18 protein-coding genes are annotated in these 20,074 nt (G+C 38.4%); 7 read left to right on the top strand and 11 right to left on the bottom strand.

Going from position 1 to position 20,074, the window contains the following annotated elements:
• The first annotated feature begins 285 nt into the window (after positions 1–285).
• Positions 286–1,140, top strand: coding sequence for a M57 family metalloprotease (locus tag ACEXOE_RS01775; RefSeq protein ID WP_394747008.1), 855 nt, complete (start codon positions 286–288; stop codon positions 1,138–1,140).
• A gap of 83 nt (positions 1,141–1,223) precedes the next feature.
• Here the strand turns inward: ACEXOE_RS01775 and ACEXOE_RS01770 are convergent, their stop codons facing one another.
• The 5 genes from ACEXOE_RS01770 to ACEXOE_RS01750 form a co-directional block, all read right to left on the bottom strand.
• Positions 1,224–2,312: a family 16 glycoside hydrolase gene (locus ACEXOE_RS01770; protein WP_394747007.1), complete on the bottom strand. Its 1,089-nt coding sequence runs from the start codon at positions 2,310–2,312 to the stop codon at positions 1,224–1,226.
• Between the two features lie 64 nt (positions 2,313–2,376).
• Entirely contained in the window at positions 2,377–3,234 is an 858-nt protein-coding gene (locus tag ACEXOE_RS01765; RefSeq protein ID WP_394747006.1) for a helix-turn-helix domain-containing protein, read from the bottom strand.
• Positions 3,235–3,324: 90 nt separating this feature from the next.
• Positions 3,325–4,098 (bottom strand): N-acetylmuramoyl-L-alanine amidase, encoded by a 774-nt coding sequence (locus ACEXOE_RS01760; RefSeq protein WP_394747005.1) that lies wholly within the window; start codon positions 4,096–4,098, stop codon positions 3,325–3,327.
• An 11-nt stretch (positions 4,099–4,109) separates the two neighbouring features.
• Complete coding sequence (locus tag ACEXOE_RS01755) at positions 4,110–5,684, bottom strand: FAD-binding protein (protein WP_394747004.1); 1,575 nt, start codon at positions 5,682–5,684, stop codon at positions 4,110–4,112.
• Positions 5,685–5,690: 6 nt separating this feature from the next.
• Positions 5,691–6,056, bottom strand: coding sequence for a hypothetical protein (locus ACEXOE_RS01750; protein ID WP_394747003.1), 366 nt, complete (start codon positions 6,054–6,056; stop codon positions 5,691–5,693).
• 391 nt (positions 6,057–6,447) lie between these two features.
• Between ACEXOE_RS01750 and ACEXOE_RS01745 the strand changes: the two genes are divergently transcribed.
• Positions 6,448–7,341 (top strand): Ppx/GppA phosphatase family protein, encoded by an 894-nt coding sequence (locus ACEXOE_RS01745; RefSeq protein ID WP_394747002.1) that lies wholly within the window; start codon positions 6,448–6,450, stop codon positions 7,339–7,341.
• 358 nt (positions 7,342–7,699) lie between these two features.
• A complete protein-coding gene (locus tag ACEXOE_RS01740; protein ID WP_394747001.1) occupies positions 7,700–7,918 on the top strand; it encodes a hypothetical protein in 219 nt (72 codons plus the stop codon).
• Positions 7,919–7,973: 55 nt separating this feature from the next.
• Here the strand turns inward: ACEXOE_RS01740 and ACEXOE_RS01735 are convergent, their stop codons facing one another.
• Positions 7,974–10,694: a CHAT domain-containing protein gene (locus ACEXOE_RS01735; protein WP_394747000.1), complete on the bottom strand. Its 2,721-nt coding sequence runs from the start codon at positions 10,692–10,694 to the stop codon at positions 7,974–7,976.
• Positions 10,695–10,743: 49 nt separating this feature from the next.
• Positions 10,744–11,199: a hypothetical protein gene (locus tag ACEXOE_RS01730; protein WP_394746999.1), complete on the bottom strand. Its 456-nt coding sequence runs from the start codon at positions 11,197–11,199 to the stop codon at positions 10,744–10,746.
• 113 nt (positions 11,200–11,312) lie between these two features.
• Here ACEXOE_RS01730 and ACEXOE_RS01725 point away from each other — a divergent pair, with 113 nt between their 5' ends.
• Positions 11,313–11,873, top strand: a complete 561-nt coding sequence (locus ACEXOE_RS01725) for an RNA polymerase sigma factor (RefSeq protein ID WP_394746998.1) — start codon at positions 11,313–11,315, stop codon at positions 11,871–11,873.
• Positions 11,870–12,667 (top strand): tetratricopeptide repeat protein, encoded by a 798-nt coding sequence (locus ACEXOE_RS01720; RefSeq protein ID WP_394746997.1) that lies wholly within the window; start codon positions 11,870–11,872, stop codon positions 12,665–12,667. The genes ACEXOE_RS01725 and ACEXOE_RS01720 overlap by 4 nt, the downstream gene beginning before the upstream one ends.
• Positions 12,668–12,743: 76 nt before the next feature.
• On the opposite strand, the gene ACEXOE_RS01715 is transcribed toward ACEXOE_RS01720, so the two are convergent.
• The gene (locus tag ACEXOE_RS01715; protein WP_394746996.1) at positions 12,744–13,127 is read right to left on the bottom strand and encodes a DoxX family protein; all 384 of its coding nucleotides are present in this window, start codon (positions 13,125–13,127) and stop codon (positions 12,744–12,746) included.
• Between the two features lie 125 nt (positions 13,128–13,252).
• Here ACEXOE_RS01715 and ACEXOE_RS01710 point away from each other — a divergent pair, with 125 nt between their 5' ends.
• A complete protein-coding gene (locus tag ACEXOE_RS01710) occupies positions 13,253–14,089 on the top strand; it encodes a helix-turn-helix domain-containing protein (protein WP_394746995.1) in 837 nt (278 codons plus the stop codon).
• 11 nt (positions 14,090–14,100) lie between these two features.
• On the opposite strand, the gene ACEXOE_RS01705 is transcribed toward ACEXOE_RS01710, so the two are convergent.
• The 3 genes from ACEXOE_RS01705 to ACEXOE_RS01695 form a co-directional block, all read right to left on the bottom strand.
• Positions 14,101–15,915 (bottom strand): sodium:solute symporter family protein, encoded by a 1,815-nt coding sequence (locus ACEXOE_RS01705; protein ID WP_394746994.1) that lies wholly within the window; start codon positions 15,913–15,915, stop codon positions 14,101–14,103.
• Positions 15,916–16,018: 103 nt separating this feature from the next.
• Positions 16,019–16,732 (bottom strand): LytR/AlgR family response regulator transcription factor, encoded by a 714-nt coding sequence (locus ACEXOE_RS01700; RefSeq protein WP_394746993.1) that lies wholly within the window; start codon positions 16,730–16,732, stop codon positions 16,019–16,021.
• Positions 16,729–17,718 carry a sensor histidine kinase gene (locus ACEXOE_RS01695; protein WP_394746992.1) on the bottom strand — a complete coding sequence of 330 codons (990 nt, stop codon included), beginning with the start codon at positions 17,716–17,718 and terminating at the stop codon, positions 16,729–16,731. The genes ACEXOE_RS01700 and ACEXOE_RS01695 overlap by 4 nt, the downstream gene beginning before the upstream one ends.
• A 411-nt stretch (positions 17,719–18,129) precedes the next feature.
• Here ACEXOE_RS01695 and nagB point away from each other — a divergent pair, with 411 nt between their 5' ends.
• On the top strand, positions 18,130–20,040 hold the full coding sequence (gene nagB / locus ACEXOE_RS01690) for a glucosamine-6-phosphate deaminase (RefSeq protein ID WP_394746991.1): 1,911 nt from the start codon (positions 18,130–18,132) through the stop codon (positions 20,038–20,040).
• Positions 20,041–20,074: the final 34 nt, after the last annotated feature.

The following is a 20,074-nucleotide window of genomic DNA, read 5'->3' as shown; positions in this document are numbered from 1 at the left end:
GATTTTTAGATGGGGTAAACGTTTAAAAGTATTACATTTTAAATAGAAAATCTAGAAATAATTCGTTTTTTCGATTAACGTATTTTTTGTTAACATTTTTGATTGATACGCTAAAAATTAATGCAAAATATAACAATTAAGCAAAACTGAAAATTTTGAGTGTGCATTTCATCGAATTTATCTTAAAAAATTGTTAATTAAAAATAAAACGCAATACTTTAGCTGCCAGAAAATTCGTGCACAGAATTTACATTTCACATTTTGTTAACTAAAAACTATTAAAAAATGAAAAATTTACAGAATTTCGGTAAAATTTTTGCGCTTTCCCTAATGACCGTTTTTGTCTCCTGTGAGTCAGAAGATGTAGGAACAGAGGTAGAAACCGTAGAAGCCGAACTAAAAGTAACGCCTGCTTTGAGGGCCAAACTAGATGCTTTGGCCCTAAATAGCAGTGTGGTAGAACCTTACACTACAACCTACCCAGATGGCAGTACTTTTGAAGGTTTCAAGATCGGAGGAGATATTCTACTTACTGAAAACGAAATCAACACGATGAGCATCTATGCTGATGAAGGTGGAATCACCAGTGAGCAGTACAGAACCAATAATTTGGTAAGCCAACCACGTACCTTAACCGTTATAGGGTATACGGGAGGACAGTTTGCCTTATCTTCTAGAGGTAGAACAGGTTTACGCCGTGCCGTGAACAACTACAATGCATTAAATTTGGGAATTAGCTTTAGTTTGCGTTTTGCCCAAAGTACGAATGCAGATATAGTTGTTTTTGACAACTCTGTGAACAATCCAGGTGGAGCTGGAGGTTCTGCCGGATTCCCTTCTGGTGGAAACCCTAACAGATTCGTTCAAATTTTTGGTTTAAATGGCTTTTCCAATGATGTTAACGAGCATGTTGTAACACATGAAATTGGACATTCTATTGGATTCAGACACACCGATTTCTTCAGCAGACAGAGCTGTGGAGATAACATCAATGAAGGTGATGGAGGAGTAGGAGCAATCCAAATTCCTGGAACACCGGCTGGTTTTGATCCAAACTCTATTATGTTAGCCTGCTTTAACAGTGGTGTTAATGGAGAGTTCAATGCCAATGACAGAACCGCACTTCGATTCTTATATTAATATTAGGACATTAATTTTAGAATTAGGAAAAGGGCCATGCACATGGCCCTTTTTTATTTTAGCTAAAGTTGTGGTTCCTTTTTTTAAGGTATGGAAATATCATCCCTATTCTCAAACTTTCCGAGGAACCCCCAACCATTTGCTTTTTCAATGACCATTACATGAAGAACATTTATGCCTTTTTTTAATGTTAAAGTTAAAGTGTTCGCCTCTATGTCTGTATGGCCCTTATGCTGAATTCCTTTACTTCTAAAAGCATTGTTGCCTCGAAAAAGCTCAGTTTTATTTAAGAAAATAATGGCTTTGTCACTATAATCAAAAAAGAATTTTTTTAACTGATTTTTGTCGGATCGTATATTGAGCTGTAGCACCACATAGTCTTCCTTGTTTTTGTCAAAATTAGCCCTTGAAGGTTTTTCAACATATTTTCCTATGGGCAATAAACCCGATACTTCCGTGCTTGCCTTTTGATAGACTTCCTTTGTAAAATCTTTTTCATAGGCCTTTTCATGATACGAATGTGGTTCGGATATTTCCCATTGGGATATGATATTGGAATCCACCTGCTGGGGGTATTTAAATTTAGGAGTGAAGTCAAAACCTTCGGTATAGCTAAAATTGGAGAAACGATTCCCAAACAATGCCCACAAACCTACACTTCCCACATTATTTCCCGTTTTTAAATGAGCTACTTCCATGACGAAGTCATCATTTACATAAACTTTGGCGGCATTATTTAAAATGGTAATTTTCAAGGTGTTCCATCCTTTTTCTTTGAAAGGAACTTTTACTTGATGTTCCCGGTACAATTGCCAATTGCTTTCCCCGTGATATAGAGGAGTATATTGTACAGCATCGGGTTGCTTGCTTTTGTGCATGCGTAAATACACTTCTTCTGAGGTTTCTTGTTGAGATCGAAAAAATATACCGGCAAAACTTCTGGAGGAGTTGGCGAGTATATCTACTTGGAGCGTGCCATTTAAAAAGGAAAAATCTTTGAGGGTAACACGACCATTCAGGAACAAAGTGTTTCTACCCTGAACTTCTTCAAATTCAGCGCTGGTATTTTTATGTACGGTCCAAGAATCTGCATTTAAGGCAACATTTTTTTGCTGCCCAAAAGACAAACTGAAACTGAAAGATAAAAGAACAAGAGCGTATTTTTGTAACATGACTATCGTTTGAAACAAAGGTCCGATGAAACCAAAGATTCTTTCGTATCAAATTGAAACTGTTTTATATCATTTTGTATTTCGTTCTAAATTGAGAGGGACTCATCTTTTCGTGTTGCGTAAAGAAACGGGATAGGTTATTGGATTCACTGAAATTCAGCGCATGGGCAATTTCCGAAATTGTCTTGGAGGTGTAGAGGAGTTCGGTTTTGATTTCTTGAATCAATCGTTGATGAATATTTTGGGTAATGGTAGAACCGTCATACTGCTTTAAAAGTTTATTTAGGCGATTCCTATCTGTACCCAGTATGCTGGTATAGGCCTCAACACGTTGTAGGTTACGAATTTGCTTTTCCAGAACTTCTTTGAATTGATATACTTCTATATGTGCATATTGATCACGGGAAATCTGATAATGGACTGCATATAATCTATTGAGTTTAGACAGGACAAAGTAGAGCAAGGAACGTATAATATGCTTGCTATCTATCTTGTACTGATGGATCTCTTCCTGTATTTCATGGAGACAGCTTTTGATCAACCCATAATCTTCCGGACGTATCTGAAAAAATTGTGGATGTACGGCATTGTAAAAATAATGCAGGCGATGGACGAAGAGTTTGTCTGAAAAAAAGTCGGCAAGAAAATCACTTTTAAATACTAAATGGAACCCCTTGGCGTCCCTTATGTTGTTTTTCTTTTTTTGATGGGGGGAAGCAAAAAGCAAGGTCAAAGGCTTTAAGGAGGTGCCATGGTCATTGAGGTAAACATCGCCTTTGCTTTCCTCAAGGATCATAATTTCATAGAAATCAATAGTATGCACTTCGGGTTGAAAATGTGTATTTGGATTGCTTTCGAACCGATGCAGGTCCATCATCAATTCAAAACCATACTTTTGATCGTCAAAATAGAAGAAATGCATAGCAAGGATTACTTTTCATTATAAATATGGAAAGTTAAAAAAAGCAACGCACTTATCCAGAACAATGCAAAAGTTGATGGGCACTTTTTGTTATCCCATGACAGCATTGAACAAGCGGTTCCAGTCAAAAGCGGGACCAATATCCCATTTCCCGGAACTTCTATAATTTACATGGGATACAATACCCCTGAAACCGGTCATTTTTTGTGGACTGCCTACGTTGTAACGTTCATCTTCGTCTAAGAAATTTTTGGGAATGTCATATTGTGCCGTTAAATAGCGCAACAAAATTCCCAAACTCTCATATTGTTTTTCCGTAAAAGTGGCAAAGAAGCGATGACCTCTATACGGAGAATCCAAGGTAGTATAAAATTGGGTGTCGTCTAGCGTGCAATACACATCAGTATTACTATAGGGAGAAACTAAATTGTTCCCAATTTGTTTAAGATATCCAATATTGGAAAGCTCTATGGCTATGGTTCTCTTGCTCCCGGCCGTGTTTCCGCCACTTGCACCAGGACCCAAGTGATACGACCAAAAGGCAGAAGACCATAGGTTTAAAATTGCCCCGTTTCTAGCAATGATAAAAGGGACGGATACATGGTTTGAAGGAGTGGTCAATGTAGCCACATCACCTTTAAGATATCCGGCGGTATAATGAATGACCACCTGATTTTTTTTAAAGGCTTCCTCATAATAGAAGGAACTATCCTCATTTTCCCGACGGCAGGATACATAAGCCATACTAGTGTTAGTACCTTTGATGGGGACGCTCATTTCTTTGAGTATAAATTTTTTCCCGTGCGAATCTGTTTTACGCGTAAAGAAAGATCGCTCGTGATTGGGTATGCTTGTAGCTTTCATGATTTACTTTTTTAGACAATGGCTCCTTTGATTTTATCCAAGCCACATTTTTCAATGAACTTATTGGTGAACACGGGTAAGGCCGCCGGTGCAAGTAAGGCGTTTCTAGCATCGATCCAAGCTGTGACTGCCGTATTGCCGTACATTTTTTTTACTCGAGTGGCATTTAGATTAAAATTGATCTTCCCCCAATGTAGGGTATACGGAATATTGGACTGCTCCAATTTGTTCCAAACGGCTTCATAAAATTTCCGGGCCACTTTGCCATCGGCTCCATCCATTTCCAAGACGCAAGTGTCTGCAAATTTGGTAAAACCAAGAGTAGCTTTAGTTCCTTTGACGTAGCGTAAAGACAGTCCCCCTGGAAAAGGATGTTGCTTATTGACTTCCATGATCAGTTCCACGGCTTTTGGAGAATCGGCAATAGCTATTCCTATAGCGGCACTGGCTACTTTCCCCCTAAACTTGGTATAATTGAATATATCTCGCACAGTACCCGTGACTGGAGGTTGTGGCTTAAACGCGAGGCCGAACATGGCGTTGACCATTGCTGCAATAAGCAAACCCGATCCCGGGAGTTTATCCAAAACGGTAGATATAATGCCTAGAAGGTCATCGCCATACGTAAAATCATTAGTACGTTTGATCGAGGTGTAGGGCAATGCAAAAGGTTTTTTGAACATATACTTTAGAAAGGCACCTTTGGCTGGATTGTTAGGTTCAAAATCGTGCATATTAAAAAGCACTTCAAAATGATATAAATCTCCATTGACACCCGTTCCCGGTAAGTTGAGATGGGAAAAATCCAAGGTCTTCATGGCATTTTTTAAGGTGTCGTCGTAAGCCACGTTCCCCAAGCGATGTTCGGTCAGCAAAAATTGTGGTTCTGTTTCAATCATGACCCCATGGATAAAACCAAAGCTTCCAAAACTTACCAAAGCCGCATTGAACTGGGCGTCGTCTTGAACAAGTTCTGCATCCAACCAATCCACAAAATCAGCAGAGGCAACAGGGTAGGAGGCACGCTCTAACCAAATATGTTTGTCACTGCCCGTAACAATATGCAGGCCTACTACAAAATCGGGAATGGAACCCACATGGATAGCTGCTCCATGGGTTCCGGTAGAAAGGGCGCCGGCAATGGTCTGCCCGTTACTGGCTCCCGAAGCTTTAATAGACCGTTGCGGAACTTTGGATGCCAGCCGATTATTTAATTCATATACAATGGCCCCGCACTGTAAAAAGTAAAGATCTTCGGGCTGTTGGGCATACTGGGGACTTGTATACTTTTTTGAAAGCGGAAAGGAGAAATTTAAGGAGGCCGTATCAATAAGCCCACCCTCGGTAACTCCTACCTTAGTGAAAGACCAACCACTGCCCATGGCGCGCAATTTTAGGTTTTTGGTCACTGCATGATCGATCAGCCATTGAAAATTTTTGGTCGTGGCCCTATACCGCTCTTTATAACTGTTTGCAGGAGGGTTCCAGAGCTTGAATGAAGCTCCTGGGGTGAGGTCGTGTGTAAAGTTTTCGTGCTTATTACTCCATTTTTCAATGGGTAGCTTATCTATACCTTGTGGAATCATAGGATATTATTTTTCGTCAAGAGAAGGTTCATCGGGGATTACAGGTCTGGCACAGCCATAAATGGCCGTTCTACGATTCACGGTTCCCAAAGTCACCAGACTTAATAGGGAATCTCCAAAAGAAGTTTTTACTACCGTATAGGCCATTGCCTTTTCTCGGCATGGACATTCGGTGTTTTCAATCTCCGGATTGGCACTCACGGTTTTTTGTTGTAAACCCCAGAAATAACTCCAGCTAGATTTTCGCTGACATTCTAGATTAACAACACTATCAGGATAAGGACTAGCTTCTATTCTTGTGCTTACACAAGATGAAATGCTGCCTATCATCAAAAAAAGAAATACGGTTTGGATCGTTTTTTTTAATTTCATAGGTGTTTGTTTTTCCCTAAAGGGGTATGTTGACTAATGGAATAAGAGCTATCATCCAAAAGCAGGTAAAATCAATTCATTTTAGGTTTTGGGGGAGTAGATGCTTAGTGCTATCGCTTTGACAAGAAAGAGAAGTAAGCCTCTTTTAAAAATACTGTTATTCCGGACAATTGAGGCCTGAAATGTATGAATAGTAGGAAATTCTTTATGAGTGGTAAGAAAAAGAAGGGTAATGTATTTTATATGGCTACGTATCAATGATTTGTAAGTGATGAATCTCTTGTGGGAAGAAAGTTGACAAGTGTTGAAGGGGAGAACTTTAGGATTTACACATGAAATACGGGACATGATTGCTATCTTGTTCGGGGAATATTAAAAAAAGAGGTACACATTGAGAATTCGCAAGTTTGCGGCTATCGATATTGGCTCCAATGCCATTCGATTGCTGATCAATAATGTTATTGAGGAAGAAGGTAAAAAACCAAAATTTAGGAAGGGGGCTTTAGTACGGGTCCCCGTTCGCTTGGGGCAAGATGCGTTTACCATAGGGAAAATTTCGGAAAAGAACGCAGCGCGAATGATGCAGAGTATGCAGGCCTTTAAATTGTTGATGAAAGTACATGAGGTAGAGGAATACATGGCTTGCGCCACATCGGCAATGCGCGAAGCAGCCAACGGAAATGAAATTGTGGAGCAAGTGAAAGAAGCTTCTGGGATCGAAATAGAAATTATCGATGGGAAAAAGGAAGCTACCATTATTGCATCAACAGATTTATATAGTGCTGCAGAAAAAGGAAAATCGTATTTGTTTGTGGATGTGGGAGGAGGAAGTACGGAGTTTACCTTATTCGCCAATGAAAAAGTACTTGCCGCCAAATCCTTTAAAATAGGAACTGTCCGTCTTTTAAATAAAATGGTAACTGATACTATTTGGAATGAAGTGGAAAGTTGGATAAAGGCCCATACCCAAAACCTTTCTAAAATCGCCATTATGGGAACGGGAGGGAACATCAACAAATTACATAAGATGTCAGGTCGAAAAATGGGGCAGTCCCTGTCCTATATTTGGTTGAATGCACAATACCAATTTTTAAAAAGCCTGGACTACGAAGATCGTATTTCCGAATTGGGATTGAATCCGGATCGTGCCGATGTGATCATACCCGCGATACAAATCTACCTCTCAGCTGCCAAATGGAGCGGCGCTAAACAAATTCATGTGCCCAAGATCGGTCTGCCCGATGGGATTATCAAGATGTTGTATTATCGGGGTTTGGAGGGGTAGAAATAAATGCGATGTAGAAACGAATACAAGAGTAGTGTTTTGGCGTAATAAATATTCCGGTATTTATACAATACCGTTGGATTTTTCATTGGCTTCAATTTTAGCGATAAGGTTTGCTAGATACTTCCGCCAATTTAGAATTATTACATAAAAACAATAGTCTTTTTTCGTTCAATGAATACTATATTTTCGAAAATCTTTTAAGGGGCGAAAAATTGTAAGATTTTTAATATTGGATGGGTAACTTTTTTATAGTGCAGTAACTATGTGGTAAGAAAGGCGTTGAACCTCTTTCTGTAGACATATGCTGCGACTGTCTCTAAATGTTTGCAGTTCATCATTTATATATTATTTACTTATGTTAAAAAACATTTTGGAATTGAAAGGTGTTGTACAATTGAACAAAAAAGAACAAGGAAAAATCTCAGGAGGATTTGGACAGTTTTGTAGAATATTTTGTAATAGTGGTGTGTCTGTAGGTGGTGCTCCAGATGCGAGCGCGTCGACCCAAGCAAGGGCTTGCGCCAATCAAGGAGGGCCCACGGGAAGGTATATTTGCTCAGGACCTATTCAATAAGTAAGGCGTAAAGCACAAGGCCATCCATTTGGATGGCCTTAGATTTAATGCAGATCTAAGGGCTACTTTTGAAGCTTTTATATTTCAATACAACGATAAAAAAAAGTAGTAGTAGCGTACTACCAATGAACAACAACCAATTGGTTTGTGGTAATCCAAGTTCCCCGCCATCTCCAATAAGTACAAAAGAGGCCCAATAATAGGGAGATGCCTCCATGAATTCATGATTTTTAAGATAGTTGAGTTTAGCTTTTCTTAAAGCATCTGCCTTGGAGTTACCTTGTTCTAGTTGGGTATAAAAATCATGAATAAGGACTTTACTGGATTTATCATTAATGACCCATAACGATGATAGCACACTTTTGGAACCACTATTAAAGAAGCCCCGAGCCAAGCTCATGACTCCTTCGCCTGTCTTTAGTTCACCCAAAGAAGTATTGCACGCGCTGAGTACCACAAGATCTGCTTGTGTTTTAATGGTATATAAATCGTTAAGCGTCATTTTTTGATCTGCGAAAGCTACCCATGGGGAAATACTGTCCGTAGCATCGGCATGTGTGGCCAAATGCAAAATTTTATAATCATTGCTCCTGGTGATAAAACTATCCAATTGTGCTGTCTTAGCGCTATACGCATCTCCTCCAAATAATTCTTGGGCGGATTGAATTTCGTCCACACTATTTTTTAGAGTGGACATAGTTATATAATCAAAAGTAAGAGGGGCAAAACCTCCATATATTTTTCCAGCACTTCGATTTAAATTCTTACTTTCTTTTAGGAAAGACAGGGAATATGCGTAATGGATGGAATTAGACTGTATAAAGTATTGTCCTAATTTTCTGTTTGAAATTAAAGCTTCGAAAGGAATATTTTGTGTATTGCCATCCGGAATAATCGTAATTGCCTTTTCTCCGATAAGGGCTTGTATTTTCTTTGGAATGAGGATATCATAAAGTTCTGCACTATGCTTTTGAAAGTGCTGCACTTCTTCTTTGGTAATAAAAGGCCTTGAAATTTCCTTTTTGAAGGTCTTTATCTTTGCATTTAATACCTGCGTTTCGGGAAGTTCAAATAGCATTTGATGTTCCTGATTGCTGAATAAGCCATATCCTTTTTTCATATTCCCGGTACTTGGAATCATATAGGCTATAAAGGGGCCTTCTTTTTTGCTATCTTGCAGTGTTCTGATAATGGCAGGTTTTTTAAGATAATAATAATCAGGATGCTGATTTTGTAATTGATTGATAAAATTGGAATATTCCCTTTTAGTATCCCCTAGAACCTCTTTGATAGAATCTTGAGCTTTTACCGAAGAAGTATAAGCGAGTTCCTCTTCTTCCCACAAAATGGCTTTCTTGAGTTCGTATTCTTTGCTTAGCAAACTATCTGGTAAACTGGTAGCGCTCTTTCTGCGTTCATAGGCAATATCTTCCAAAAGAAGAATAGCCTTGTTTTTTTCCATAAAATAGAAAGCTTTGTCCGGTTTGTTTAGTTTATAGGAAACAGCTACCGCTCTATAATACAGGTCAGCTCCTTCTTTTCTCCAAAAAAATTTAGAGGCTTGTTCAATACTTTGAAAACGAATAATATCAATAAGTTTATCCGAAATCGAAAAGAGTTGTAATGCATTTTCAAGATATTTTTTTTGCGGCTCCTTATCATAGTATTCCATCCAAAGGATAGCTCGGATCTTTAAAAGTTCTAGGAGATGAACTTTGTCATATGCACTACTATACGTTTCCAAAGCGCTTTGTTCCGGACTCCATGTTTCTGATACCCCAGAGGCTAAGGCTATTGCTTTTTTAGATAATTCCAAGGCCTCTTTGTAGTTGTGTTCGGTAGTCGCCAATAATAAGGATTGACTGTAGTAGATATAGGATAGCACATCGTCGTCGGAACCGGAATAGTTTAATGCTTTTTTGTAAAAAGTATTGGCTAAAGCGTATTCTTTTTTATCCATATGCAATGCCGCAATATCGTTATAAGTACTTGCTATTCTTGAGCTTCTTTTTTGTTGCAGGGCAATGTCCAGTGCTTTTTCATAATATTCCATAGCATTCCCAAGGTGCGCTAAATGCTCTTCTCCATGGAGGAGTTGGGCAATGCGTTTGTAGAGGGTAAACGATCGATCTCTTACTTGGCCTTTTAAAGAATCGTTTCTGTGCTTTGCCTTCATTAAACTTTTAATACCTTCAATAGTTATGGTGGGTTCATTTAATAGCCTACATGCATTGGCAGCATAAAGTCGATCTCTAAAATAAGCATCATATGCCTTGTTGTTCCACAGCAATTGCTCTGCTTTGGTATGAAAGTTTAAGGCATTATGAAAATCACCCAATTTGGTATAATTAAAACCTATTTGAGAATGTGACCTAGCGGTAAAGTTACCGTCTATGTTCAGGGAAATAAGCTTTTGATAAACTCGTATGGCCTTTAAATATTCCTGATTTTGGCTATGGTACAAAGCTAAGTTGTACAGTAGTTGCCCATGTAGATTTTCATTGAAGGTTACGGTATGCTGATATAGGGATAAGCCTTTTTTTGCACTGGCGACTGCCTTGTCGTATTTTTTTTGTCCATAAAACCAATTGGCATGATGCCTTAGATCCTGAATTAAGATTTTAAATTTGCCTTCAGCTTGATAAATAGCGAACAAACTATCGGCCTTCTTTTCCTTGTGATTTATGGATAATACGCTGTCAGTTACAATTTCTGAATAAAGTACGGACCGCTCTTGGGCAGTAGTTTTATGACCTGAAAAGAAAATAAGAAACATCAAAAAAAAGGGATAGCATGCTATCCTCTTTTTTTTGATGTTTTTGAAATTATAATTCATCCGAATCACAGGGATGTGGTAGTGGAGGTAAAGGGAAATCGTCAGGAAGCGTGCCAGGTTCTTCTATTTCTTCTTCCACATGGCACTTGCGTTGACAGGCAAATTTGTATTCACTACAATTCACTCGCCAGAATTCCACATTGGGACAAGTTGTAGATTCAATTACTTCAAAAATAGTATAGTACTTTTCATGTAATTTTCGTATCCGAATTTTATCCGCTGCCGTTACTAGGTTTTTATATTTAATAAAAAGCGTTAAGGTATTGTTAGAGGGGCATTCCCTATTGGAAGGCGCTGGTCCGCCCGAACCTCTGGATTGGGAATTTATGGGGTTTAATTCAACATCGTTGATATTGGCATCAAGGGTTTCGCTTTCCTCAGGTTGACAGCCTTGGAAAAGAATTAAAAAAAATAAAATAAAAATGGTGGTAATACACTTTTTCATAAGTTATAGGGTCTTAATTAAACATCTTTCTATAAAATACTTCAAATTATAGTCTATATGTTACCCCTCTAATGTAGAAAAAATTATTTTAGCAGTAAAATTGCATTATGTCAATGAGTCCAAATGAATATCTAGAAGGCCTGTCCAATGGAGACAATAAGGTAATTGCGGATATTTATAACAGAACCTACCCTAAAGTGGTAAAATTTGTACTCAATAATAGTGGTAATCCCGTAGATGCTGAAGATGTTTTTCAAAAAGCATTGCTTCAATTTATTGCCAGGTACCGACTAAAAAAATTTGTAATTAAGGATTCTTTCGAAGGGTATTTTTTTCAGGCCTGCAAGAATTTATGGCGTAGGGAGCTAAATAATCGAAAAAAACAGGTAACAAAAGAGAATATTAAGGAATTGATCAGCGAGGAGCACGATATGGCACTGGCTACCTTAGAACAGGAAAAATGGGAATTGTTTCAGGAAAAACTCGAAGAACTTTCTGAGAATTGCAAGACCATTTTGCAGTTATTCTTTAAGAAAACACCTTATGTGGAAATTGCAGAGAAAATGAAATACGCGTCGGATAATGTACTCCGACAGCGCATTTTTAAATGTAAAAAGAAGCTATCGGAATTGATTAAAAAAGACTTTCGATATACGTTATTAAAAGAATTATGAGCAAGGATTTTATACATATCGATCGCTATCTGGATGGAGAAATGGATGCTGCAGAAGCTCAAACCTTTGAAACCAAAATTGCCGCTGATGCTGATTTGGCGGCTGAAGTGAAACTTCAAAAAGAGATGCGTGCACTGTATAGTGAAAAAGATTGGGTAGATAAAACAGCGACATTGTCCGAAAGTGAAGCAGTGGAGGCCTATACCCGCTTTTTTAGAAGTGAAGAGGCCAATACCTTGCGAAATACAATAAAAAAGGTTGTTGAAGAAGAAAAAAAGCCTAAAAATAATAAAATGAGATTCCTGGGTGTAGCGGCGGCCCTTTTACTACTTTGTGGATTGAGTTTCGTTTTTTTCTGGAATAGTACACCAGATTATGACGCCCTGTATACACAGTATTTGGACAAGGAAAATATAACTTCCGTGGTTTCAAGAGGGAGCGAGGATAATGATCTGGTAAAAGGACAATTGTTATTTGATAAAGGAGATTATGAAGCTGCTATAACAACTTTTTTACAATATCATAATCAGGCCGAACGTATTCACCCTACCTCTTATATTTATCTTGGAATCTCTTATTTGGAATCGGGTCAATATGCAAAGGCATTGGCAACTTTTAAGAAGTTAAAAGCCTCAAATACTTTGGAAAGTGTCAAAGCAGATTGGTTTAGTGCCATGGTTTATTTAAAACAAGGGGATAAGGAGCAATTGATAGGGATACTTAAAACCATTACTTCCGATGAGGGCAATTATAATTTTGGCAAAGCGCAGTCACTTTTGGATCGTTTGGATTGAGGTTTTCTTGATAGGATATAAAATAAAGAAGGCCTTGAATGTCATTCAAGGCCTTCTTTGTTTAAGAAGATATATCTTATCTATTGTCCCATTCATTCATGGCCAAACCGCCTAAAGTGGTAACCAAGGCAAGGTGAATCATGATATTCATCCAATTTCCGGATGGAATATGTACCAATACCAAAGCCATGATCATAACAAAAGCTAAAAATGTATAAGCATAGAATGTTTTTTTATTGAGAAGTACAAGTACCCCGGCAATAAGTTCTAGGGCTGCCAAAATAGCACCAAGGGCATAGGTGCCCGTATCCCCTAAAAATGCAAGGCCACTTGCTTTTAAGAAGTCGGCCATATTCTGTAGTCCCACACCTCCTAAAAAACCTTCAATGAATTTTTCAACCCCACCCCAGACAAACAAAAGTCCTAGGCCAAATCTGATAACTAAATTTCCTGATTTCATGATTTAAAATTTTAAACGATTATTTAAATATCAAAACTACTGTAATTGAGATAGTTAGATAATATACATAATTCCTTTTGACTTGTACATTTTTCATATTGCTTAATTTCTTTGTTACTTTGAGTATGAAATTAATGTATACGGGAAATAAGGATGAAAGCACTATTATTCTTGTCGATTTTAACTGCGCGCCTTCCCAGAAACTACTTCAGGATAAAGGGTTGTATAAAATAATTTGGTGTAGGGATGCCGATATGACCATTAGTGTAGATGGATATATGCTGCTGTTGAAAAAGAATCAAGTCCTTTTTTGTACTCCCCTGAATTATATTGAAATTCCCCAGGAATATGGAATGATTGCCTTAGTTTTCAATAGGGATTTTTATTGTATACGAGATCACGATGCGGAAGTGTCTTGTAATGGGTTTTTGTTTTTTGGGTCTTCAGTGCCCCAAATCATTACACTAAACGAGGATAACGTAAAAAGCTTTAATGCAACCTTTCATATCCTACGGGAAGAATTTGAAACCAAAGATCATATCCAAGGAGAAATGTTAAGGGTCATGCTAAAGCGTTTGCTGATAAAGTCAAGCCGTTTATTGAAAGCTGCACTCCCTGAAAAATCTATGCCCAGTGCCCAACTGGATATTGTGCGGAAGTATCATATTTTAGTGGAAAAGCATTTCCGAGAAAAGCACAAAGTATCGGACTATGCCGACATGCTTTTTAAATCTCCCAAAACACTATCCAATCTCTTTAAAAAAGTGGGTAATGTAGCGCCTTTAAAAGTTATTAACGAACGCATCACCTTGGAGGCCAAACGTCTTTTGCTCTATTCGGATAAGACCGCAGAGGAAATTGGATATGAAATTGGGTTTAAGGAAGCGGCCCATTTTTCCAAGTTTTTTAAAAAGCAAGTAGGGGTTCCCCCAGTAGAATTTAAAAAAAACGCTTCAAATTAAAAGTATCATCACTATAGGATGATACTTTTAATTTTCTTCCATATTTTGATTAGAAGAAAGGCAGAAACAATCACTACCGCTGTAAGTATAAGGGCATAGGTATAATCGCCGTAGATGAAATAGCCCGTAGCAAACATACAACTGTAGATCAATACACATCCCAATAACATGGCCAAAATACCGGAAGGAACACTCCATCCTTCATTTTTGTCCACTAAAGTAATATTCTGGGCGCTGGCCTCGCGGACGACCTTGTTCCATCCGGGACCTCCAGGTTGTATTTTTTTGTAAAAGTTTTGCAAAACTTCCTTGCTTTCGGCCTGTGTAATAAAGGTTATGGCCAGCCACACTGCAGTGGTGGACAATACCACAAAAGGCAATTCATAATAGGGTTCAAATACTCCGGTTTCCGGACCAAATAAATAAGTGCCCACTGCCGTTAATTTTAATATGATCGAAATAATACCTGAAGAAAACATGGCCGTGATTTCACTCCAGGCATTGATACGCCACCAAAACCACCTCAAAATAAAGATAAGGCCCGTACCTGCACCAAACATGATGATGATATCAAATAATTGCTTGGCATCTTTCAAGAGCAAAGCAAAAAGGGCACTAAAGACCATGAGTGCCACGGTAGACAGTCTTCCAATGGCCACGAGTCTCTTCTCTGATGCCCCCGGATTGATCTGTTGCTTGTAAAAATCATTTACGATATAGGAAGAGCCCCAATTCAAATGTGTAGAAATGGTAGACATATATGCAGCGACCAAAGAGGCTATTACAAGACCTAGGAGACCGCTGGGTAATTTGGTCAACATAGCGGAGTAGGCTAGGTCATGCCCAAGTTTATCTTCTGTAATATTGGGAAAAGCTTCCTGTATGCTGGCTACATCTGGAAATACGGCTATAGAGGCCAAGGCTACTATGATCCATGGCCAAGGGCGAAGGGCATAGTTCATTATGGTGAAGAAAAAAGTAGCTCCTATGGCGTGATTTTCGTCTTTGGCAGCCAACATGCGCTGGGCAATGTATCCACCACCACCGGGTTCTGAACCTGGAAACCAAGTACTCCACCACTGTACGGTCAGGGGAATGATCAATAAGGTTATGATGGCGGTTTTATCATTAAAATCTGGCAATATGGAAAGCTTACTCGCCACATTTTCGTTTGCTACCAATGCTTCAATACCGCCTACTTCGGGAATATTCACTAAATAATACGCAGCGCCAATGGCGCCCCCCATAGCAACAAAAAATAACAAAAAGTCGGTATAGATAACACCTTTAAACCCGCCTAGAGCACTAAAGGTAACCGTAACGAGTCCACCTATGATAACGGTTTGCCACGGCTCCAATCCCAACATGATACTTCCGATTTTTATGGCAGCCAGGGTGACACCGGACATCGCCAAAATATTAAAAACAATGCCTAAATAAACAGCTCTGAATTTTCGTAAGAATTTTGCAGGAGCTCCACCATAACGCAATTCGTAAAATTCCAAATCCGTGCTAACATTGGACTTTCGCCAAAGTTTAGCATACACAAAAACAGTCAGTAAGGCGGTTATAAGGAAAGCCCACCATACCCAATTCCCGGACACGCCATCTAGTCGTACAAGATTGGTTACAAAATTTGGAGTGTCTGTGGAAAAGGTGGTCGCCACCATGGAAATCCCCAATAACCACCAGGGCATATTTCGTCCGGATAAGAAGAATTCTGCTGAATCCTTTCCTGACTTTTTGGAAACCCATACACCAATGAATAGGGTAGTGGAAAAGAATAAAATAATAAGGGTGTAATCTAAAGTGCTTAAATCGATCATCTGTTATGTTCGTTTTGTATCTGGAACCAAAACTCAGTTTTTTTGATTCGTTAAATGGATTGTGGTTTGTACTGAAAAATGCTTTTATGTTTAACTTATTGTATTAAGATTTTTTACGAAGTATCCTTTCTTTGGCGTGATAAATATAATTTCTCCCCATGGGTATACCTTTATTTCCTATCTCTACAAGATTGCCTTCTACAGACTTTACCTTGTCAATGGCAATGGCGTAGGATTTATGGACCCGTATAAAATTTTCTGAGGGGAGTTCTTCTATGATACTGGATAAAGACTTATGGGCAATATGATTCCCAGTGGTCGTATGTAGCTTGATATAATCCTTGAGACTTTCAATGAAGAGAATCTCTTTTAAGATAATCTTGACCAGTTTTTTATCAATTTTAAGGAAAATATGGGGCTCTTGGTTAAAATCCGAAGCCTTGGAGACTCCTTTGGTACTTATTAAGCGATTGGTCAATTTATTTACGGATTTTAGAAATCGACTAAAAGGAATGGGTTTTACGAGATAATCAAGAACATCCAACTCATAACTCTCAATGGCATGTTCCTTATAGGCCGTTGTAATAATAATTAAAGGATACGTCTTAAGGTTTTGAAGAAATTCCAAACCACTCATTTTTGGCATATTGATATCCAGGAAAATAACATCGATCGCTCCACTTTCAATGTCGGCCAATGCATCGAGAGGGTTGTGATATACATTTGCAATAGTGATATTGCTGAATTCCTGAATATAGGATTCAATGACACTAATGGCAAGGGGTTCATCATCGATAATTAAACCTGTAATTTTCATGTAGTAGGTATTTTTAAAAGAACCCTGTATTCGTTCTCAACTGGATATGTTTCCAATATGAAATCATGATCATACAGCAATTCCAATCGTCTCTTGGTATTTAAAATGCCTATTCCTCCCTTTGTTGGAGTAGTGTTTGTGGGCGTAAAGTTATTTTTCAATTCAAATTGGAGATAGTCTCCCAAGTTCTTAAAATGTACTTCAAGAAAAACCTTTTCACCATCTTTAGATCCATGCTTAAAGCAATTTTCAATAAAAGGGAGAAAAAGTAGGGGCGGAATCCTTACGTCATCCACATTTCCGGTAATTTGGATATCCGATTCCACCAAGTCCCCATGTCGCATCTTTTCGAGCTCCATGTAATTTTGAATATAATTGACTTCTTTTAATAGGGGTGTTTTTTTCTTGCTTACATCATAGATCACATATTGCATGATTTCGGATAGCTTTAGTACTACCTCCGGAGCCTGTTTGGACTTCTTAATGATTAAACCATACAGATTATTCAGGGTATTAAAGAAGAAATGGGGCTGTATTTGCGCTTTCAAATACTTTAATTCCGTCTCGTACTGTAGTTGAAGCAATTGCTCATTTTTGTTTCGTTCAATGACAAAATCGATAGTGAATTTAATAGCTGAGACCAAACCTATTACGTAGAGCTCCCCAAGGGTTACGGCAATAACATGATTAAAACCAAACGCTTCTTGGACGCCTTCGGCTTCGGGCCAAATGTTTTCGATAACCAATAAATAAATGAGACCCGATCGGACTAAATAATGTATGGACAAACTCAAGATCAATAGGAGAACGTATTTCACATATTTCCCGCGAACCGCAAATTTGGGGACCAAATAATAGATGTTGACATAAACGATGATGATATTTAAGGGAAAATCCACCATATTGGATTTTAAGGAATACCAGTAGTCGTTAAAATAACTCCCCCATCGCACTACATTAAACGTAAAATAGAGTAGCCAAAACACGAAATGATATCGAATTGGTATGGTGTTTTGTATGTTCTTGATTCTTCCTATAAACACAATATTTCTGCTGTTGCTTTTATTGAAATTTTGGAAAAAAGTAGACGTATTTCTTTTAAAAACAAAATTTTAAGACCTAAAGTTTTAAGGCTTAAAAAGGGCTTTAAACGAATGTCTCTGAATCCATGTTGTTGGTTTGTAAAACCATGTTGTTCAGATAAAAAAAAAATTGAGGGGCCAATAAATATATACTTTAACAGTGCTCTTATGTAACGCATTACCGTTCGCATAATCCAAATTTAAGTTTGAACCAGTATCAACGATACGATGTTGACGGAAAGGAAAAAGTAAAAAACGCCCTTCTATTTTGAGCGCATCGACCTTATACCATACGATAATAAAAGACAACTACAAATGAATAAAATTACGTTTAAAGAAGTCGGGAAATTTGAAGAAACAAGATTTGAGAAAATTCATAACGAAGTTTTTGAAGATCCGGGCATAGCCTCCAGATTGGTAGCTCATGAAATTGCAGATTTAATCAAAGAAAAACAGGGACGGGGAGAACAATGTATACTAGGACTGGCAACGGGCTCATCTCCCATAAAGGTGTATGAAGAACTGGTAAACCTACATCGAAATGGCCAACTCAGTTTTAGGAATGTAGTCACCTTTAATTTGGATGAATATTTTCCGATGTCACCAGAAAGCCAACAAAGCTACTATCATTTTATGCATCAACACCTGTTTGATCATATCGATATCAATCCTGATAATATCCATATCCCTGATGGAGAGACACCCTTAGATGAATTGCATCAATACTGTATTGACTATGAAATGAAGATCAAAAAAAGCGGCGGGTTAGATCTGCAACTACTGGGAATAGGAAGAACGGGCCATATCGGTTTTAATGAACCCGGATCCCATTATAACTCCGGAACTAGAATAATAACCCTTGATCATATTACCCGGGTGGATGCCGCCTCCGACTTTAATGGTATTGAAAATGTTCCCAAGAAAGCGATAACTATGGGAATAAGCACTATACTCAAAGCCAAGCGTATTATCATGTTGGCTTGGGGACACAAAAAAGCAGACATTCTTAAGGAAACTATAGAAGGGAACATTCGGGCCGAGGTTCCTGCAACATATTTACAGCAGCATAAGAACACCGTAATCATATCCGATGCCGAAGCGGCTTCTGAATTAACACGTATTAAAACCCCTTGGTTGGTAGACCAGTGTATCTGGACAGAAGAATTAAAACGAAAAGCAATTACTTGGCTAAGTCAAAAAGTGAACAAGCCATTGCTAAAGCTTACCGATAAGGATTATAATGATTATGGAATGTCTAGTCTCTTAGCCTTGGAAGGTTCATCCTATGATCTAAATATACAGATGTTCAATGTATTGCAACATACTATTACGGGATGGCCGGGAGGAAAACCTAATGCGGAGGATATCAAACGTCCCGAAAGGGCCAATCCGGCGAAAAAAAGGGTGATTATTTTTAGTCCGCATCCAGATGATGATGTCATTTCAATGGGAGGTACTTTTTCTCGACTTGTTGATCAAGGGCACGAAGTGCATGTGGCATATCAAACTTCCGGGAATATTGCCGTGACCGATGAAGAAGCTTTGAAATTTGCCGAGGTGGCCCAAAGTATATCCGGAGACCAAGAAGAACAGTTCTCCAATATTATTTCTTCGATCAAGAATAAACGTGTGCAAGATCATGATAGTAAAAATACCCTAAAACTAAAGGGCCAAATACGGAGAATGGAATCTTATGGAGCAACACGTTATGTAGGGCTTAATGATAGCAATGTTCATTTCTTGGACTTGCCATTCTATGAAACCGGAAAAATTAAGAAGAACCCAACGGGAGAGAAGGATTTGGAAATTGTGATGGATATCATCCGCAAAGTGCAACCACATCAGATATACGCAGCTGGTGATTTGGCGGATCCGCATGGTACACATAAACTGTGTTTGGATATCATTTTTGATGCATTGGCAATCTTAAAAAAAGAAACATTTATGAAAGATTGTTGGGTATGGCTTTACAGAGGGGCTTGGCAAGAATGGGATATCGCCGAAATAGAAATGGCCGTCCCATTAAGCCCTGATGAAGTGCTTAAGAAGACAACAGCCATTTTATTTCATCAATCACAGAAAGATAAAGTGATGTTCCAGGGAGAAGATTCAAGAGAATTTTGGTTAAGGGCGCAGGAACGAAATAATGCCACTGCCAAAATTTACGATAATATGGGACTGGCAGATTATGAAGCTATTGAGGCTTTTAAACGATATCATTTTTAGTTAAGCGGATGCGAAGAAGGAGATTTCCTGTTCT

It is taken from the genome of Spongiimicrobium salis (assembly GCF_043678055.1).
In the GTDB taxonomy this organism is placed as follows: domain Bacteria; phylum Bacteroidota; class Bacteroidia; order Flavobacteriales; family Flavobacteriaceae; genus Spongiimicrobium; species Spongiimicrobium salis.
This window is presented reverse-complemented; position numbering and strand designations above follow the sequence as displayed.

What these genes read in the sequence shown, in the direction of transcription:
- ACEXOE_RS01775 (WP_394747008.1), top strand. Translation starts at nt 286, where the DNA reads ATGAAAAATTTACAGAATTTCGGTAAAATTTTTGCGCTTTCCCTAATG.
- ACEXOE_RS01770 (WP_394747007.1), bottom strand. Translation starts at nt 2,312, where the DNA reads ATGTTACAAAAATACGCTCTTGTTCTTTTATCTTTCAGTTTCAGTTTG.
- ACEXOE_RS01765 (WP_394747006.1), bottom strand. Translation starts at nt 3,234, where the DNA reads ATGCATTTCTTCTATTTTGACGATCAAAAGTATGGTTTTGAATTGATG.
- ACEXOE_RS01760 (WP_394747005.1), bottom strand. Translation starts at nt 4,098, where the DNA reads ATGAAAGCTACAAGCATACCCAATCACGAGCGATCTTTCTTTACGCGT.
- ACEXOE_RS01755 (WP_394747004.1), bottom strand. Translation starts at nt 5,684, where the DNA reads ATGATTCCACAAGGTATAGATAAGCTACCCATTGAAAAATGGAGTAAT.
- ACEXOE_RS01750 (WP_394747003.1), bottom strand. Translation starts at nt 6,056, where the DNA reads ATGAAATTAAAAAAAACGATCCAAACCGTATTTCTTTTTTTGATGATA.
- ACEXOE_RS01740 (WP_394747001.1), top strand. Translation starts at nt 7,700, where the DNA reads ATGTTAAAAAACATTTTGGAATTGAAAGGTGTTGTACAATTGAACAAA.
- ACEXOE_RS01735 (WP_394747000.1), bottom strand. Translation starts at nt 10,694, where the DNA reads ATGTTTCTTATTTTCTTTTCAGGTCATAAAACTACTGCCCAAGAGCGG.
- ACEXOE_RS01730 (WP_394746999.1), bottom strand. Translation starts at nt 11,199, where the DNA reads ATGAAAAAGTGTATTACCACCATTTTTATTTTATTTTTTTTAATTCTT.
- ACEXOE_RS01725 (WP_394746998.1), top strand. Translation starts at nt 11,313, where the DNA reads ATGAGTCCAAATGAATATCTAGAAGGCCTGTCCAATGGAGACAATAAG.
- ACEXOE_RS01720 (WP_394746997.1), top strand. Translation starts at nt 11,870, where the DNA reads ATGAGCAAGGATTTTATACATATCGATCGCTATCTGGATGGAGAAATG.
- ACEXOE_RS01715 (WP_394746996.1), bottom strand. Translation starts at nt 13,127, where the DNA reads ATGAAATCAGGAAATTTAGTTATCAGATTTGGCCTAGGACTTTTGTTT.
- ACEXOE_RS01710 (WP_394746995.1), top strand. Translation starts at nt 13,253, where the DNA reads ATGAAATTAATGTATACGGGAAATAAGGATGAAAGCACTATTATTCTT.
- ACEXOE_RS01705 (WP_394746994.1), bottom strand. Translation starts at nt 15,915, where the DNA reads ATGATCGATTTAAGCACTTTAGATTACACCCTTATTATTTTATTCTTT.
- ACEXOE_RS01700 (WP_394746993.1), bottom strand. Translation starts at nt 16,732, where the DNA reads ATGAAAATTACAGGTTTAATTATCGATGATGAACCCCTTGCCATTAGT.
- nagB (WP_394746991.1), top strand. Translation starts at nt 18,130, where the DNA reads ATGAATAAAATTACGTTTAAAGAAGTCGGGAAATTTGAAGAAACAAGA.